Genomic DNA, 15,273 nt, shown 5'->3' with positions numbered 1-15,273 from the left:
AGACACAGATCAACACGGAGGAACAGCCAAAAAAAATGATAAGAAAAATTTTTCCGTGTCCTCCGTGAATCCGTGGCTAAAAACAATCACACGATTGAAAGTTGTCGTTGCATAATTCAATTTAATTTTTCTTTGCCGCAACCAAATTCTTTAATACTTTTGCAGCACAATAAAAATGTTCAAAAAAGTCCTCATATATCTTTTAATTACCTGTACCGTTTCTAATGGTTTCATGCAATTGGCGATTTATTCCGGGTACAAAATGAATAAAGAGTACATTACAAGTGTATTCTGTATTAACAAAGAACATCCTGAGCTCCATTGCGATGGACAATGTTTCCTGGCTAAAAAGCTAAAAGAGCTCGAAGGCAAAAACAAACAGGCTCAGGAAAACCTGAAAAGAGTTACTGAGGCTGAACCTCAGTTTCAGACAATAGCTTTAAATCATCATCTTCCCTATTTTATCATCACTTCAGAAAATCTTTACATCGAAAAACCGGTTAAAGATCTTTCGATTTCTATTTTCCATCCACCGAAAACGGTTTAAGTAAACTTTTCTTTGCGATCGTCACCCTGAATTTATTTCAGGGTCTATGGTGTATTTCATCAAAAGATGCTGAAATGAATCCGATAGCTATCGGATCAGCATGACAACTGTATTAGAATTTCTTCAATTATTTTTTACTTATCCAATTTTCTTAAAATGAAATTATCACAATACTTTTTGGCATTGTTATGCCCTATTATACTATTATCTTCTTGCAAAAAAGACAGCAATGAAGTTGCCGCTGACACTAAATCTACTTTCTCTATTGAGTTTGAAAACCAGGTAAACGGAAGTCCTTTAGTTTTAAATACCACTACTTACAAAAATGCCAAAGGCGAAGATTTTAAAATTAACGTATTTAAATACTATGTTAGCAATATCAAATTAAGCAAAGCAGATGGAACGACTTATCTCATTCCGGAGAGCTATTTTTTAATTGATGCTTCGAAAGCAGAATCGACAAACATTACCTTAAAAGATGTTCCGACAGGCGATTATACTAAGATTGAATATACTATTGGTGTAGATTATGCCCGTAATTTTGCCGGTGCACAAACCGGAGCTTTGGATCCAATCAATGGTATGTTCTGGACCTGGAACAGCGGTTACATATTCGTTAAACTAGAAGGAACTTCACCACAGTCAGCAGCTGCCGGAAATATGCTTACTTTCCACATTGGTGGCGTTACCGATCCAAATAATACCATCAGAACTTTTGCTACAGAGATTAATGCGGCAAATCCGCTCCGTGTACGTACCGATGGCAAACCGAACATGCACTTTATTGTAAATGCGGCTGCATTGTTTACAGGTAAAACCGACATTAGCTTTGCTAATTTAAACTTTACCATGGGTGGTGCAAATTCTGTTATTGTAGCCAATAATTATGCAAATGGTTTATTCCGTTTAGATCACATCCATAATTAATGTTGAGGAAAATAACCGTCATCGCAGTGCTTTTAATCAGCATTGCGATGATGTATGCCTGTAGCAAAAATGAAGATGAGCTAACACCTGAGGAAAAGAAAATCACCTTTTCGGTTCCTGCTAACTTCCCTGCTCCGGCATACAATTTCGAAGACAATAAATTAACCAATGCAGGTTTTGCATTGGGCAAGAAATTATTTTACGAAGCACGACTATCGGCCGATAAAAGCGTTTCATGCGGAAGCTGCCATCAGCAGTTTGCTGCTTTTACCCAACTGGATCATAAAGTGAGCCATGGCGTGAATAATTGCCAGGGAAAGCGGAATACGCCTCCACTTTTTAACCTGGCCTGGCAAAAAGCGTTCTTTTGGGATGGAGGCGTAAAAAACATCGAAACTTCGCCATTAAACGCCATTACCGATGCCTGCGAAATGGGTACTGATATACAAACAATCGTGACGTTCCTTAAAAACACAGCGCCTTATCCCGATTTATTTAAGCAGGCCTTTGGTTCAACAGAAATTAACTCGCAACTTATTTTGAAGTCGATAACGCAATTTACGGCAGTATTGGTTTCGGGCAATTCAAAATATGATAAGGTAATGCGTAAAGAAAGTGGGACTTCTTTTACTGTTACAGAACAGGCTGGATACAACATATTCAAAGAAAAATGTACATCCTGCCACGTTGAACCTTTTTTTACTGATTTTTCATACCGAAGTCATGGTTTGGATATGGTAAGTAGCGACGAAGGGCGATCGCATATTACAGGCCTGGCATCTGATTTTGGAAAATTCCGCGTACCTACCTTACGTAACATAGAATATACCAGTCCATACATGCACGATGGCCGTTTTTACAGTTTGGATGAGGTTTTAGAACACTACAATTCTGGCGTTAAAGCATCAGCCAATCTTGATGCACAATTAAAAAGTGGCATCTCCTTAAGCTCAACAGAAAAAGAGCAGATTAAAGTATTCTTAAAAACACTAACAGACAATGAATTTATCAAAAATACATTATACAGTGAGTCGTAAATTATTAATTCTAATTTTAGTACTCTGCAGCAGCCAGGTTTTTGCCTGCGACATTTGCGGCTGTTTTATGGGAATTACTCCATATTATAACCGCAATAGTATCAGTCTTTTATACCGCTACCGTTCTTTTAATGGTTATGAAGGACAATCGCATTCCCTGTTCCCTAATGGGGGAAATTTCTTTATTCCCGCCCGTAGTCAGGATTCTCCGATAACCAATCATGCAGGTAATCCAGCAGATTACGAACTTTACCGTTCTTTAGAAATCAGAGGGAAATATTTCATCAACAGCAAACTGGAAATTAATGCCATTTTACCTTACGTTTCCAACAGTGAGCGTTATAATGGCTATACTTCTTCTATTTCGGGCCTTGGCGATATCAATTTATATGCGGGTTATCACCTCGTTCAGAAACTGGAAGATAACTTTAAACAACAGCTGATTGCAGGAGCGGGTATAAAATTACCAACAGGCAAAAATGATTTTAAAAATACTGCCGGTATCCGCTATTCGTCGCTAATGCAGGCTGGAACGGGAAGCACTGATGGCTTTGTATACCTAAATTATATGGTTGGCCTGGGCAAATTTGGAGCAAGTTTAAACACTTCTTACAAGGTTAACGGAACCAACGGTCGTGATGAAGGCATTGCGAACAGTACAACCAGTTTCCTGAATATTTTTTATACCCAAAGAATCGGAAAGGATGTTCAGGTTATGCCATCTGCACAGTTCTTTTACGAGTATTCTGGTGGAGAAAAATACAAAGGTCAAAAAACCGGAGAGCACGTGATGAACAACCTGATGGGTGGTGCAGGTGTAGATGTTTTTTATAAAAATGTAGCACTAAATGCAGGTATTCAAAAGAACATCTGGGAAGCTGAAACCGACCATCCAATGAGTGCGGGAAAGGTTTACGTTGGGATTACCTATAATTTTTAAATCAAAGAATATGAAAAGACTAAACATTTTGTTGTTAAGCCTAGCCACAGCACTGCTTTTTTCGTGTAAAACGGAGCCTGATGCGAAAGCTATACGTCAGGAAGTACTTAACATCCATGATAAATTGATGGTTGATGGAGAAAAAGTAGTGAAAAATAAAATGAAGTTAGATAAAATCCTGGTATCCAATCAGGTTAAACTTGCTCAGGATTCATTGTTACAAAAACAAAAAATCAAAGATTTAATTACAAAATTAAATGCTGCTGATGAAAAAATGATGGATTGGATGCACTTCTTCAAAGACGATTTTAAAGGAAAAACGGACCAGGAAGATCTTGATTATTACAAATCCGAAATGGTCAAAATCAGGGCTGTTGAAGATAGTTACATCAAGGTTACGAGAGAATCAGATTCGTTAATTAAAATATATAAAATTAAATAATTAATCAATAAGTCGGAGGTCAGAAGACCGGAGTCGGAAGATATGGGGCTTAGCCGTTAAGTACCCAAACCTCGGTCTTTCCGACCGCCGACCTTAAAGAAAATCAAAATGAAAAAATCAATTTCAGCAATAATCCTAATTGGATTAGCAACAATAGCAGTAAAATCAAATGCAACATCTATGATTGATGCACCAAAAACAAATTTGATCGATTCAGCAAAAAAAGTGGTAACAGATCCTGTTTGCAAAATGAAGATTAAAGCTAATGCATCAAAAACAACGATTTATAATAAAGTTACCTATAATTTTTGTTCAGAAAGCTGTAAGCAAAAGTTTGTAGCAGAGCCCGCAAAGTACGTAAAAAAATAAGTCGGGAGTCAGGAGTCCGAAGTCCGAGGTCAGAAGATATGTAGCCATATATTTTAGTTGCCCAAACCTCCGACTTTCGGACATCTGACCGCGGACTCTCAAAAAGAATTAACAAGTTAGGAGTCGGGAAGACCGAGGTCGGAAGATATGAATCCGTGTATTTTAAATGCTTAGACTCCCGACTTTCGGACTTTTCGAAACAATTAACGTCCCAGACAAAATTACCTCGTATATTTACATTTTAAAATAACATCATGAATAAAATCACTGCTTATTTAGCTGTATCCCTAATGGCTATTTCTATATTTACAGCCTGTAAACAAGAGAGAAAACTTCCTTTTTATGGCGAGCGTCATGCCGAAACCGTTAAAGATGCTGCTGGTGTAGAAAAAATCGATACGGTTTATCAAACCATTCCAAATTGGTCTTTCTTAAACCAGGATAGCGTTGTAACTACCAATAAGGCAACGGATGGCAAAGTTTATGTGGCCGATTTCTTTTTTACTTCCTGTACCACCATCTGCCCTACCATGCACCGCAATTTAATGACGGTTTATAATGACTTTAAAACCAATCCAGATGTAATGTTTGTATCACACACGATTGATTTTAAATACGACAAACCTCATGTTTTGAAAAAGTATGCTCAAAAACTAGGCGTTGATGGTCCTAAATGGCAGTTTCTTTATGGTACTAAAGATAGCGTGTACACTTTGGCCGAAAAAAACTACTTGGTGGCCGTTGGCGAAGACAGTACTGCTAAGGATGGTTATATCCACCAGGGCTATTTAGTTTTAATTGATAAAGACAGACGTATCCGTGGTGCTTATGATGGCACCAAAGAAGATCAGGTAGAGCAGTTAAAAAAGGATATTCCTGTTTTATTGGCAGAATATAAAAAGTAATAAGATTGCTGCAGAAACACGGATTTACACGGAATAATGCTATTTTTCAATGAATCCCATACTTCCTGGGCAAGTACAAATAATATTTTCAACCACAGATATACAGGATAAACAGAGATAACATACAACTAAATCTGTGTTCATCTGTCCTTATCTGTGGTTAATAACTAACATCTATGCGCAAGTACATCATCAGTTCAATCTTTTTCCTTTTTATTACAGGCATCATTGTTTCCTGCCAAAATCAAGAAACCATTGATCTGCAAAATTACATGTCGAACGGAAAAGACATTTATAAAGCCAAATGCCAAAATTGCCATGGTGAAAATGGTGAAGGCTTAGGTCAGCTTGCGCCGCCTTTAACCGATTCACTGTTTTTAAAGTCAAATAAAGCCCGTTTGGCCTGTTTTATTAAAAACGGAGCTAATGAAACGTTGATTGTTCATGGTAAAGAGTACAAAGAAAAAATGCCCGCATTCCCTGAACTGGCTGATATTGACGTAGCACAGGTAATGGTTTTTGTAACCAATTCTTTTGGCAATAAACAGGGCTTTGTACCTTACGCTCAGGTTTCGAAAGATTTACAGAATTGTAAATAAATACAAAATCTTCGTGTTCTTTGTGTCTTTGTGGTCAAAAAAAACCATCTTTGCGCAAAATGCAGGTTGTTCTATCGCTGTTTCGGGTAAAACCGGAAGAGAGGAAAGTCCGGGCAACGCAGGGCATCCCGCTTTCTAACGGAAAGGGGTTCAGGAATGAAAACCTGAGCTACGGATTAGTGCAACAGAAAATATACCGTCCAGTATCCGCTTGCGGCATCGGGATAAGGGTGAAAACGTGCGGTAAGAGCGCACGAGCATTGCAGGCGACTGCAGTGGTTTGTAAACCCCGGGAGTTGAAAGACCAAATAGGCTAACATCCCGACTTTATGTCGGGATAAAGGGCTGCCCGTCCGATGTTAGTGGGTAGGTCGTTAGAGATAAACGGCAACGTTTATAGTGGATAAATGATAGAAGCCTGAGCAATCAGGAAACAGAACCCGGCTTATAGACCTGCATTTTTTTATTCACTTAGCAAAATACTCTTGGTTTCACTCAATTTAGCTGTTTCATCTTCACCCAATACCGGAAATTTGAGATCTAAACTTTTTAATTTATCAACGATAATCTCACTAATGGCCAAACGGGCAAACCATTTTTTATCTGCTGGTATAATGTGCCAGGGCAATTCTTCGGTACTTGTTGCATTGATGGCATCTTCATAAGCATCCATATATTTATCCCACAAAGCCCTTTCCTTAATATCTCCTGAAGAAAATTTCCAGTTTTTTGTAGGATCCTCTATACGCTCTAAAAAGCGTTCTTTTTGCTCCTCTTTACTCACATTTAAGAAAAATTTCAGAATCACTGTTCCGTTGGCAGTTAAATGATCCTCAAAGTTTTTGATGCTTTTATAACGTTGTTGCCAAAAATCTTTGTTAATCTTTTTTACTTCCGTAAAACCCGGAATATTTTCACTCAAAATATATTCAGGATGTACTTTACAAACCAAAACATTCTCATAATGCGAACGGTTATGGATACCGATCCGTCCGCGTTCTGGCAAGGCTTTATAATGCCTCCATAAAAAATCATGTTCATATTCTTTAGATGTAGGTACTTTAAAACTGTAAACCTGACATCCTTGTGGATTTAATCCGCTCATCACATGTTCAATAGCACTGTCCTTACCTGCCGCATCCATTGCCTGGAAGATAATCAGTACCGAATGTTTTCCCGATGCATACAATTTTTCCTGCAGGTGGTTAAGCTCTATTTTCGAATTTACCAGTGCATCTTTTGCTTTTTCCTTATTGTATCCACCGGTAAAGTCGGTTTTATGGTTTTTTAGCGAAAATTTCTTATCCCCTTGTACAATTAAGCCTTTAAATTCGTTCTTCATAGTCATGTATTATTTATATAAATCGATGCATCTGTAATTTAAATATAGAACTAAAAAATAAGTAAATTAAATACGTTAATTTGCATATAGAGTTTTTTATATTTAACGCCACAGCAATTACCTAAATATCACCATATCCAATATGTTTAAAGAGATAAAAAACAAGTACTTACGTTATTCTGCCATATTTTTATTTTTTATAATAATTTTCTTTTCTGCGCTTCAGCTAAATTTTTTGTGGTTGTTTGGCTATTCTCCAAGTGTTCATGATATCAAAGCGCCTACCCTTCGTGTAGGTTCAGAACTTTATACCGCTGATAGAAAATTGATCGGACGGTACTTTAAAGAGAACAGAACTCCTGTAAACTATGAAGAAATTGCCCCTAGCGTGATACAAGCTTTGGTAGCAACAGAAGATGTACGTTTTTACAAACACTGGGGAATTGATGCTCAGGCTGTGGGCCGGGCTGTTATAGGCTTAGGTAAAGATGGCGGTGCCAGTACCATTACGCAACAATTGGCAAAAAACCTTTACCGTACACGTTATAATAAATCGCAGGGCTTATTAATCAAAATCCCTTTAGTGAGAACATTGATTGTTAAATTAAAGGAATGGCAAACTGCAGTAAAACTGGAGTCTAATTATTCTAAAAACGACATCATTACGATGTACCTCAATACCGTTTCGTTCGGTAATAATACTTATGGTATAAAAACGGCCAGCCGGATTTATTTTGATAAAGAAGCTAAAGATTTATCTACTACCGATGCAGCCATGTTGGTGGGAATGTTGAAGGGTACTACCTTATATAACCCTACCAAAAACCCTGCAAAGGCACTGGAAAGGAGAAATGTGGTGCTGGCTCAGATGAATAAGTACAAATACCTGAGCAAGGATAGCTTGGCTGAATTATCAAAAGAACCCATCAAATTAAAAGAAGGTAAAATGCAGGATGGCAGCGATGGCGACTCTTATTTAAGGGCTGCAGTAGCTAAATATCTCGAAAAATGGTGCACTGATAATGGTTACGATCTTTACGAAGATGGCTTAAAAATTTATACTACTATCGATTCAAGACTTCAGGGATATGCCGAAGAAGCCGTTGCTGATGAGATGAGGATCTTACAACGCAGGTTCTACAGTGTTTGGGGCAATGAAGATCCATGGTATGATTCTGAAAAACAAAAAGTCGATTATCCGGATAGAGCAATGAAAAACCTGCCAATCTATGCCCTTTTACAAAAGAAATTTCCGAATAATCCAGATTCTGTTAAAGCCTATTTTAACAAAAAGAAAAGGATGCAGATTTTTACCTATAAAGGTGATCGCGATACTTTGTTTTCTACTTTAGATTCTATTCGTTATTACGGAAAAATCATAAATACGGGTATGATGACCATGGAACCTGCCAGCGGAAAAATTAAAGTTTGGGTGGGCGGTATCGATCATAAATTTTTCAAATACGATCATGTTAATCAGGCTAAACGCCAGGCAGGATCTACATTTAAACCTTTTGCCTATTTAACTGCTTTAGAACAAGGCATGAGCCCTTGTGATAAATTTACTGATAAACCAGTTAAAATTGCTTATCAGGATAAGGGCCAGACCAAATACTGGGAGCCTAAAAATGCCGATTACAGTGTTTCTTACCGAGAAATGAGTTTACGTTGGGCAATGGCAAAATCGGTGAATACCATTACCGCACAGGTTACCGAAAAGGTAGGTTGGGATAATGTGGTTAAATATGCGCACGAATGTGGTATTGACAGTCATTTGGAATCTGTTCCATCAGTAAGTTTAGGTTCAAACGATGTTAGCGTTTACGAAATGGTAAAAGCCTACGCTACTTTCATGAATAAAGGGATTAAAACCGACCCCATATTGGTTGAAAAAATTACCGACCAGGACAATAACATAATTGACGAATTTAAGCCAAAAACCAAGCGTGTTTTAACTGAAGAAATTGCCTGGTTAATGACGTACATGTTCCGTGGCGGCATGGAAGAACCAGAAGGTACTTCACAAGCCTTGTGGGAGTGGCCTAACCTGTTTAAGAAAAACAACCAGATTGGTGGTAAAACCGGTACTTCTTCTGATTATGTTGATGCCTGGTACATGGGTTTAACCAAAGATCTGGTAACGGGTGTTTGGGTAGGTTGTGATGAAAGAACAGCCCACTTTAAAAATGGTGAGCAAGGTGAAGGATCGAGAACTGCCCTGCCAATTTTTGCAAAGTTTATGGAAAAAGTTTACCTCGATCCAAAATCAGGATATACTTATGGTCCCTTCCCCAAAGCAACAGTTGATATTACCCGCACTTACAATTGCCCTAGTCCAAGAATTATCAGGGACACAACATCAACAGACAGCGTAACAGTTGATTCTACTGATTTTACCGTTCCTACCGAAGTACCCGTTACTACTGAACCGGTAAACAACGAACCTGAGGTTAAAAAAGAAGAAAAGAAAACAGAGCCTGCTCAAAATCCCGTTACCCCCACTGTTCCGCTAACCAGAAAAGAAGAACGTGAACTGAAGAGAAAACAGCGTCAGGAAGAAAAGGAAAGAAAGAAAAACGAAAACAACAATCAACAATAGCTCACTGCTTGTGTAAAACAGGTAGTGAAATTTTAAAAAGTGTTAAATTTTTAATAGTCTTTTAAACTATTGCTATTTTTATTTCCGGATTTTTACCTTTTCATTTTTGTAAATTATTGAACAATCATTACTAAAACCATATATATGAAAAAAGGCTCTACTTTATTAAAGCGGTATTGTTCCTTATTGCTGTTGCTTATTCTTTCTTTTTCTGTTAAAGCACAATATTTCGGTCAAAATAAGGTGAGGTACAAAACACTTGATTTTAAAGTTTTACAAACACCCCATTTCGAAATTTACTACTACATTAAAAATGAGAAACTTTTAAAACGCTTTTCGCAGGATGCCGAAACCTGGTACAAAATGCATCAGGAGGTTTTTAGAGATACTTTTTTAAAGAAAAATCCAATTATTTTATATAATAACCATCCTGATTTCCAACAAACAACGGTACTTAACGGAGAAATTGGCATTGGAACAGGCGGGGTTACCGAAGCGCTGAAAAACAGGGTAATTATGCCTGTTATGGAATTAAACAGCCAAACCAGACACGTTTTAGGTCACGAGTTGGTTCACGCCTTTCAATATCACCTTTTATTAGAGAAAGATTCGATCAGTTTGGAAAATGTTGGACAGACACCATTATGGATGGTTGAAGGGATGGCCGAATACCTTTCTATTGGTAAAAAAGATGCTTTTACTTCCATGTGGATGCGTGATGCCATGTTGAACCGCGACATTCCTTCTTTAAAAGACTTAACCAATTCCAACAAATACTTTCCTTATCGTTATGGTCAGGCTTTTTGGACTTATATCGGTTCGCAATATGGTGATACCACTATTGTTCCTTTATTTAAGAATACAGCAAAATATGGCTACGAAAATGCCATTAGATACACTTTTGGTTACGACGACAAAACGCTGTCTGGTCTTTGGAAAAACTCCATAGATGCACATTACAAGCCGATGTTAAAAGCCGATAGTTCTCAGATTAAAATTACTGGTACTAAAATCATCGATAATAAGAATGCGGGAAACATGAACGTTGCCCCTGCCCTTAGTCCTGATGGAAAATACCTGGCTTTTATGTCTGAAAAAGATCTTTTTGGTATCGATCTGTTCCTTGCAGATGCAAAAACAGGACGTATCATCAGGAAATTAAGCAGTCAGATATCAAACGGCCACATTGATGATTTTAACTTTATCGAATCTGCCGGGGCATGGTCGCCCGATAGCAAACAGTTTGCCTTCAGTATTTTCAGTCAAGGTAAAAACCAGATGATGATCATCAACGTTGCTAATGGCACCACCGTTTCTCAAACTCCAATGGCACAGGTGCAACAATTTGGTAATTTAACCTGGTCGCCAAATGGAAAAGATATTGCATTTTCGGGCATGGTTGAAGGACAAAGTGATATTTTCTCTTATAATCTCGATTCCAAAGCAGTGACTCAGATTACAGATGATGTATATTCTGATTATGCACCGAGTTATTCTCCTGACGGTAAAAAATTAGTATTTTCATCAGATAGAGCTGCAATTCAGGCAAACGTAATCAACGCTGTATTACCCATTAACTTAGCAGTATATGATATTGCCTCTAAAACGGTGAGCAATCTTGATGTTTTCCCCGGAGCAAACAACTTAAACGCACAATTTTCTGCAAATAGTCAGAATATCTACTTCCTCTCAAACAGAGATGGTTTCAGAAACTTATATAAATACAATTTCACTGATAATACGGTTGATCAGTTAACCGATTATTTTACCGGTATCAGTGGAATTACCGAGTTTTCGCCAGCCATTTCGGTTTCCACAACAGATGATATTGTATATAGCTATTACCGTTACCAACGTTATACTTTATACAATGCCAAATTGAGCAGTTTCAAGGCTAAACGCATTGGTAACCGCGAAGAAAACTTCGATGCAGCAATCCTCCCTCCTATGGAAAATATAGGAGTAAACATCATCAATTCCAACCTGAACAACTTCGACCGATTCGAAAAAATCGTAGCCGATTCGATGAGAACGGTTCCATACAGACCAAAATTCAGATTAGATTACCTGGCAAACAGTGGTGTTGGCGTTTCTACCAGTCGTTTTGGAACAGGTGTTTCTGGGGGTATTGTGGGGATGTTCAGCGATATATTGGGTACCAATCAAATTATCGCGAATCTATCTGTCAATGGAGAAATTTATGATTTCGGTGGATTGGTAGGATACATTAATCAAAAAAGCAGGATCAACTGGGGAGCAGCCATTTCGCACATCCCTTATGTATCAGGATTTAGATCTTATGGCTATGAAGATATTCCAAATGGCGATAATAAAACCACCAAAGCACAGGTAGATAGAACGGATATCGTGAGAACTTTCGAAGACCAGTTTCAGGTTTTTGGCGCTTATCCATTTAGTAAAATACACCGTTTTGAATTGGGCGGAGCATTTTCGCATTACAGTTACCGTGTTGACAGATACAGCAATTATTACGATGCGAACGGTTATTATATCGGCTCAGACAAAAGCAGGGTTGCTAACGATGTTGCTGCAGATGCGATTGGTATTCCATTAAGTTCATTTACCCTTTATCAATTGAATGCCGGTTTTGTTGGTGATAATTCCATTTTTGGCTTAACAGGCCCACTTGATGGTTACAGATACCGTGTAAGCGGAGAAAAATACTTTGGCACTTATAATTTCGCAGGTGTTACAGCCGATCTACGTAAATATTGGAGAGCTAAGCCGGTAACTTTTGCCGTAAGAAGTTACAATACCTTAAGAATTGGTAAAGATGCTGACAGGCTTTATCCAATGTATGTGGGTTATCCTTACCTCATCCGGGGTTACGAATCGAACTCGATTTATAAAAATACGTCTGCGCAGTCATCAGAATCATTTGACATCAATCAATTGGCAGGTAGTAAAATTGCTGTCTTCAATTTTGAAGTCCGATTACCATTTACAGGTCCTAAAAAGTTGGCAGCAATACCATCTAAGTTATTATTTTCAGATCTCAACTTATTCTTTGATGCAGGTTTAGCCTGGACAAACGATACTAAAGTGAAGTTTAAAAGCGAGCCAACTTACACTACAGAGACTTTATTAGATAGCAAAGGCGCGCCAGTTTTAGATACCAAAGGAAATCCCGTTACCTATCAGGCTACAACAGAGCGTGTACCGGCAATGAGTGTTGGTATATCACTAAGGGTAAATGTTTTTGGTTACTTTGTATTGGAACCTTATTATGCGATCCCCTTTCAAAGAAAAGATGTTAAAACCGGAGTTTTCGGTTTAACTTTTGCCCCAGGGTGGTAGAGAGAGCTGAATTATTGGTTTACAGGTTAAGGGTTGGAAAGTTGAATATTGTAAAGTTGTATAAACTCACTTATTCTAAGTTAGCTCAGGTGGTTAATAAATGATACCCTACTTACTGTCCTTTAGCTCAATTATGCAACATAAAATTACTTACATAATTTTGAAGGGTTTGAAAGTTATATAAATTCAGATGTTCGCAGGTGGCTGAGTTGTTGAATAAATAATAACCTACTCATCCACATATAATCTTTTTTATAAGCTCAAATTACCTATATCAAGTTATTGTCAAATGCTTGAATGATTAAATATCCTAACGGAACTAATCATTCAAGCATTAATTTTATACATAACTTTTGCTTTCATTATAATTCTTTTATTTCTTACCTTATTACACCTTTATATGAGTTAAGATAAACTCGAGAAGGATAGCTTAACCTGGTTGGTGATATTTCTGTGTAAAAGAATATTTTCGAAATCAAGGCCTATAGTCAAATCAATCCAGTCAGGATTACAAGACCTCACCAAACGTTCTTTTTGCATACGTGTAAACCTGCTGATCGATTTAAAACGAATCAACGCCTGCGCTTCTGTTTTAAACTCTTCAAAATAAACCAAACGGGTTAATTGCTGTCCGCTATCAAAAAATAAGTTTGGCATCTGTTTGTAGAAATCCAGTGTCTTAATCAAATCAGAGCTCATGCCCACGTGCATACTTGTACGATTTCTGTCGGTAACGATATAAACAAACTTTTTCATCAATCTTGTATTTAAATTTTAAACTAAACTATTTAGTATATGTTCTTGCAATTCAAAATAATATTACTAACTTTATGAGCATAAAATTACTAACTATTTTAGTAATTCCAAATTTATTTTAAAATTTATTTTTATGTCGAATATTTCAAATAATTTAAAGTACCTCAGGAAGAAAAAAGGCCATACACAGCAGAATTTCGCTGATATTATGGAAATCAAAAGATCGCTTATCGGCGCTTATGAGGAAGACCGGGCGGAACCTAAATATGATTTACTAAAAAAAATAGCAGAATATTTTGATCTGACCATCGACGAGTTCATTAATGAGAAAATATCCGACAGCTGGAAACCGAAGCCAAAAAGCCAGGGCTCCAACCTCCGCGTACTCAGCATTTCAGTAGATCAGAACGACCGTGAGAACATCGAACTGGTTCCTGTGAAAGCAAGTGCGGGTTATTTAAACGGCTTCTCCGATCCACAGTACATTAGCGATCTTCCTAAATTCCAGCTTCCTTTAGCTGCTTTGAGGCAGGGTACATTCAGGGCCTTTGAGATTATGGGCGATAGTATGTTACCTGTTCAGCCAGGCAGTGTGATTATCGGTGAATATTTAGACAACTGGAACGAAGTAAAAACAGGAGAAACTTACATCGTCATCAGTAAAAACGAAGGTGTAGTATATAAAAGGGCTGGCAACCGTTTCAGAGAAAATAAAGATTTGAAATTAATATCTGATAATAAGGTGTACGATCCTTATACTATTGCGGCAGAAGATATTCTCGAAATCTGGAAGGCAAAAGCCTATATATCAACCTCATTACCAGAGCCAACACCAGATCCAACTATGGAAACGCTGACGCAAATGATGGCCCAGATGCAGAAATCTATTTCGCAGTTAAATAAAAATTAACATTTTTTAACAAGAGCCGATTAAACCGTTTGCGTTTTTATGTATCTATTAATTCAACAAACACATAAAAAAACATAACATGAAAAAGGCAATTTTAACAATCGCAATTGCAGTAATGGGTTTAACCGCTGCATTTGCTCAAGACACAACAAAGCATGCCAGAAGGCCAATGCCAAAAATGACTGCAGAACAAAGGGCAGACAAAGTAACCGCAAGATTGGAAAAACAGTTAAGCTTAACCGCCGATCAGAAAACTAAAATCTATGCCATTGAGTTGGAAAACGCAAAGAAAATGGATACCTGGAGATCTGCTGATAAAGGCGATAGGAAAGGCAAGATGGAAGAACGTAAAGCAGCAATGGATGAACAAAAAGCTAAAATAGATGCTGTTTTAACTGCAGATCAAAAAACAAAAATGGATGCTTTCCGTGCCGAAGCCAGAGAAAAAGGAGAGAAAATGAGAAAAGGAATGGGCAGAGGAAATAAAGATAAAGCACCTGTAGTTTCTAATCCACCTGCACAAGGATAGATAAATAAAGAGTAATTAATTAATTTTCAAAAGCGTTCTGGTTATCCAGGACG

General features: G+C 37.6%; 14 protein-coding genes and 1 other RNA gene. 13 read left to right on the top strand and 2 right to left on the bottom strand.

Going from position 1 to position 15,273, the window contains the following annotated elements:
- Positions 1–175: 175 nt before the first annotated feature.
- The 9 genes from U859_RS31060 (at position 176) to rnpB (ending at position 6,230) form a co-directional block, all read left to right on the top strand.
- Positions 176–547, top strand: coding sequence for a hypothetical protein (locus U859_RS31060; RefSeq protein WP_025143511.1), 372 nt, complete (start codon positions 176–178; stop codon positions 545–547).
- A 156-nt stretch (positions 548–703) separates the two neighbouring features.
- Positions 704–1,474 carry an MbnP family protein gene (locus U859_RS30385; protein ID WP_025143510.1) on the top strand — a complete coding sequence of 257 codons (771 nt, stop codon included), beginning with the start codon at positions 704–706 and terminating at the stop codon, positions 1,472–1,474.
- The gene (locus tag U859_RS0111435; protein ID WP_037505375.1) at positions 1,474–2,511 is read left to right on the top strand and encodes a cytochrome-c peroxidase; all 1,038 of its coding nucleotides are present in this window, start codon (positions 1,474–1,476) and stop codon (positions 2,509–2,511) included. Before U859_RS30385 ends, U859_RS0111435 begins: the two co-directional genes overlap by 1 nt.
- Entirely contained in the window at positions 2,474–3,451 is a 978-nt protein-coding gene (locus U859_RS0111430) for a transporter (protein ID WP_084153056.1), read from the top strand. The genes U859_RS0111435 and U859_RS0111430 overlap by 38 nt, the downstream gene beginning before the upstream one ends.
- Positions 3,452–3,461: 10 nt before the next feature.
- Positions 3,462–3,893, top strand: a complete 432-nt coding sequence (locus U859_RS0111425; protein WP_025143507.1) for a hypothetical protein — start codon at positions 3,462–3,464, stop codon at positions 3,891–3,893.
- Between the two features lie 108 nt (positions 3,894–4,001).
- The gene (locus tag U859_RS31605; RefSeq protein ID WP_025143506.1) at positions 4,002–4,262 is read left to right on the top strand and encodes a YHS domain-containing protein; all 261 of its coding nucleotides are present in this window, start codon (positions 4,002–4,004) and stop codon (positions 4,260–4,262) included.
- A 254-nt stretch (positions 4,263–4,516) separates the two neighbouring features.
- Positions 4,517–5,167 carry an SCO family protein gene (locus U859_RS0111410; protein ID WP_025143505.1) on the top strand — a complete coding sequence of 217 codons (651 nt, stop codon included), beginning with the start codon at positions 4,517–4,519 and terminating at the stop codon, positions 5,165–5,167.
- 176 nt (positions 5,168–5,343) lie between these two features.
- Positions 5,344–5,766, top strand: coding sequence for a c-type cytochrome (locus U859_RS0111405; protein ID WP_025143504.1), 423 nt, complete (start codon positions 5,344–5,346; stop codon positions 5,764–5,766).
- A gap of 58 nt (positions 5,767–5,824) precedes the next feature.
- Positions 5,825–6,230, top strand: an RNA gene (gene rnpB, locus U859_RS31070) — RNase P RNA component class A.
- On the opposite strand, the gene U859_RS0111395 is transcribed toward rnpB, so the two are convergent.
- Positions 6,230–7,108 carry a polyphosphate kinase 2 family protein gene (locus U859_RS0111395; RefSeq protein WP_025143502.1) on the bottom strand — a complete coding sequence of 293 codons (879 nt, stop codon included), beginning with the start codon at positions 7,106–7,108 and terminating at the stop codon, positions 6,230–6,232. The two genes, rnpB and U859_RS0111395, sit on opposite strands and share 1 nt — an antisense overlap.
- A 142-nt stretch (positions 7,109–7,250) precedes the next feature.
- On the opposite strand from U859_RS0111395, the gene U859_RS0111390 reads away from it, so the two are divergent.
- Positions 7,251–9,707 carry a transglycosylase domain-containing protein gene (locus U859_RS0111390; RefSeq protein WP_025143501.1) on the top strand — a complete coding sequence of 819 codons (2,457 nt, stop codon included), beginning with the start codon at positions 7,251–7,253 and terminating at the stop codon, positions 9,705–9,707.
- Between the two features lie 144 nt (positions 9,708–9,851).
- Positions 9,852–13,025 carry a peptidase MA family metallohydrolase gene (locus U859_RS0111385; protein ID WP_025143500.1) on the top strand — a complete coding sequence of 1,058 codons (3,174 nt, stop codon included), beginning with the start codon at positions 9,852–9,854 and terminating at the stop codon, positions 13,023–13,025.
- A gap of 405 nt (positions 13,026–13,430) precedes the next feature.
- Here the strand turns inward: U859_RS0111385 and U859_RS0111380 are convergent, their stop codons facing one another.
- The gene (locus tag U859_RS0111380) at positions 13,431–13,781 is read right to left on the bottom strand and encodes a GIY-YIG nuclease family protein (protein ID WP_025143499.1); all 351 of its coding nucleotides are present in this window, start codon (positions 13,779–13,781) and stop codon (positions 13,431–13,433) included.
- 133 nt (positions 13,782–13,914) lie between these two features.
- On the opposite strand from U859_RS0111380, the gene U859_RS0111375 reads away from it, so the two are divergent.
- Together U859_RS0111375 and U859_RS0111370 are read left to right on the top strand one after the other, a co-directional pair.
- On the top strand, positions 13,915–14,691 hold the full coding sequence (locus U859_RS0111375) for an XRE family transcriptional regulator (protein WP_025143498.1): 777 nt from the start codon (positions 13,915–13,917) through the stop codon (positions 14,689–14,691).
- Positions 14,692–14,770: 79 nt separating this feature from the next.
- A complete protein-coding gene (locus U859_RS0111370; RefSeq protein ID WP_025143497.1) occupies positions 14,771–15,220 on the top strand; it encodes a hypothetical protein in 450 nt (149 codons plus the stop codon).
- The last annotated feature ends 53 nt before the right edge of the window (positions 15,221–15,273 follow it).

Source organism: Pedobacter jeongneungensis, assembly GCF_000633455.1.
Taxonomy (GTDB): Bacteria; Bacteroidota; Bacteroidia; order Sphingobacteriales; family Sphingobacteriaceae; genus Pedobacter; species Pedobacter jeongneungensis_A.
Note: the sequence above shows the minus strand (reverse complement) of the source record. Positions and strands in the feature narration are given on the sequence as shown.

Coding starts and splice junctions, on each gene's coding strand:
- U859_RS0111435 (WP_037505375.1), top strand. CDS start 1,474: ATGTTGAGGAAAATAACCGTCATCGCAGTGCTTTTAATCAGCATTGCG.
- U859_RS31060 (WP_025143511.1), top strand. CDS start 176: ATGTTCAAAAAAGTCCTCATATATCTTTTAATTACCTGTACCGTTTCT.
- U859_RS0111425 (WP_025143507.1), top strand. CDS start 3,462: ATGAAAAGACTAAACATTTTGTTGTTAAGCCTAGCCACAGCACTGCTT.
- U859_RS0111430 (WP_084153056.1), top strand. CDS start 2,474: ATGAATTTATCAAAAATACATTATACAGTGAGTCGTAAATTATTAATT.
- U859_RS0111380 (WP_025143499.1), bottom strand. CDS start 13,781: ATGAAAAAGTTTGTTTATATCGTTACCGACAGAAATCGTACAAGTATG.
- U859_RS31605 (WP_025143506.1), top strand. CDS start 4,002: ATGAAAAAATCAATTTCAGCAATAATCCTAATTGGATTAGCAACAATA.
- U859_RS0111395 (WP_025143502.1), bottom strand. CDS start 7,108: ATGAAGAACGAATTTAAAGGCTTAATTGTACAAGGGGATAAGAAATTT.
- U859_RS0111410 (WP_025143505.1), top strand. CDS start 4,517: ATGAATAAAATCACTGCTTATTTAGCTGTATCCCTAATGGCTATTTCT.
- U859_RS0111375 (WP_025143498.1), top strand. CDS start 13,915: ATGTCGAATATTTCAAATAATTTAAAGTACCTCAGGAAGAAAAAAGGC.
- U859_RS0111370 (WP_025143497.1), top strand. CDS start 14,771: ATGAAAAAGGCAATTTTAACAATCGCAATTGCAGTAATGGGTTTAACC.
- U859_RS30385 (WP_025143510.1), top strand. CDS start 704: ATGAAATTATCACAATACTTTTTGGCATTGTTATGCCCTATTATACTA.
- U859_RS0111385 (WP_025143500.1), top strand. CDS start 9,852: ATGAAAAAAGGCTCTACTTTATTAAAGCGGTATTGTTCCTTATTGCTG.
- U859_RS0111390 (WP_025143501.1), top strand. CDS start 7,251: ATGTTTAAAGAGATAAAAAACAAGTACTTACGTTATTCTGCCATATTT.
- U859_RS0111405 (WP_025143504.1), top strand. CDS start 5,344: ATGCGCAAGTACATCATCAGTTCAATCTTTTTCCTTTTTATTACAGGC.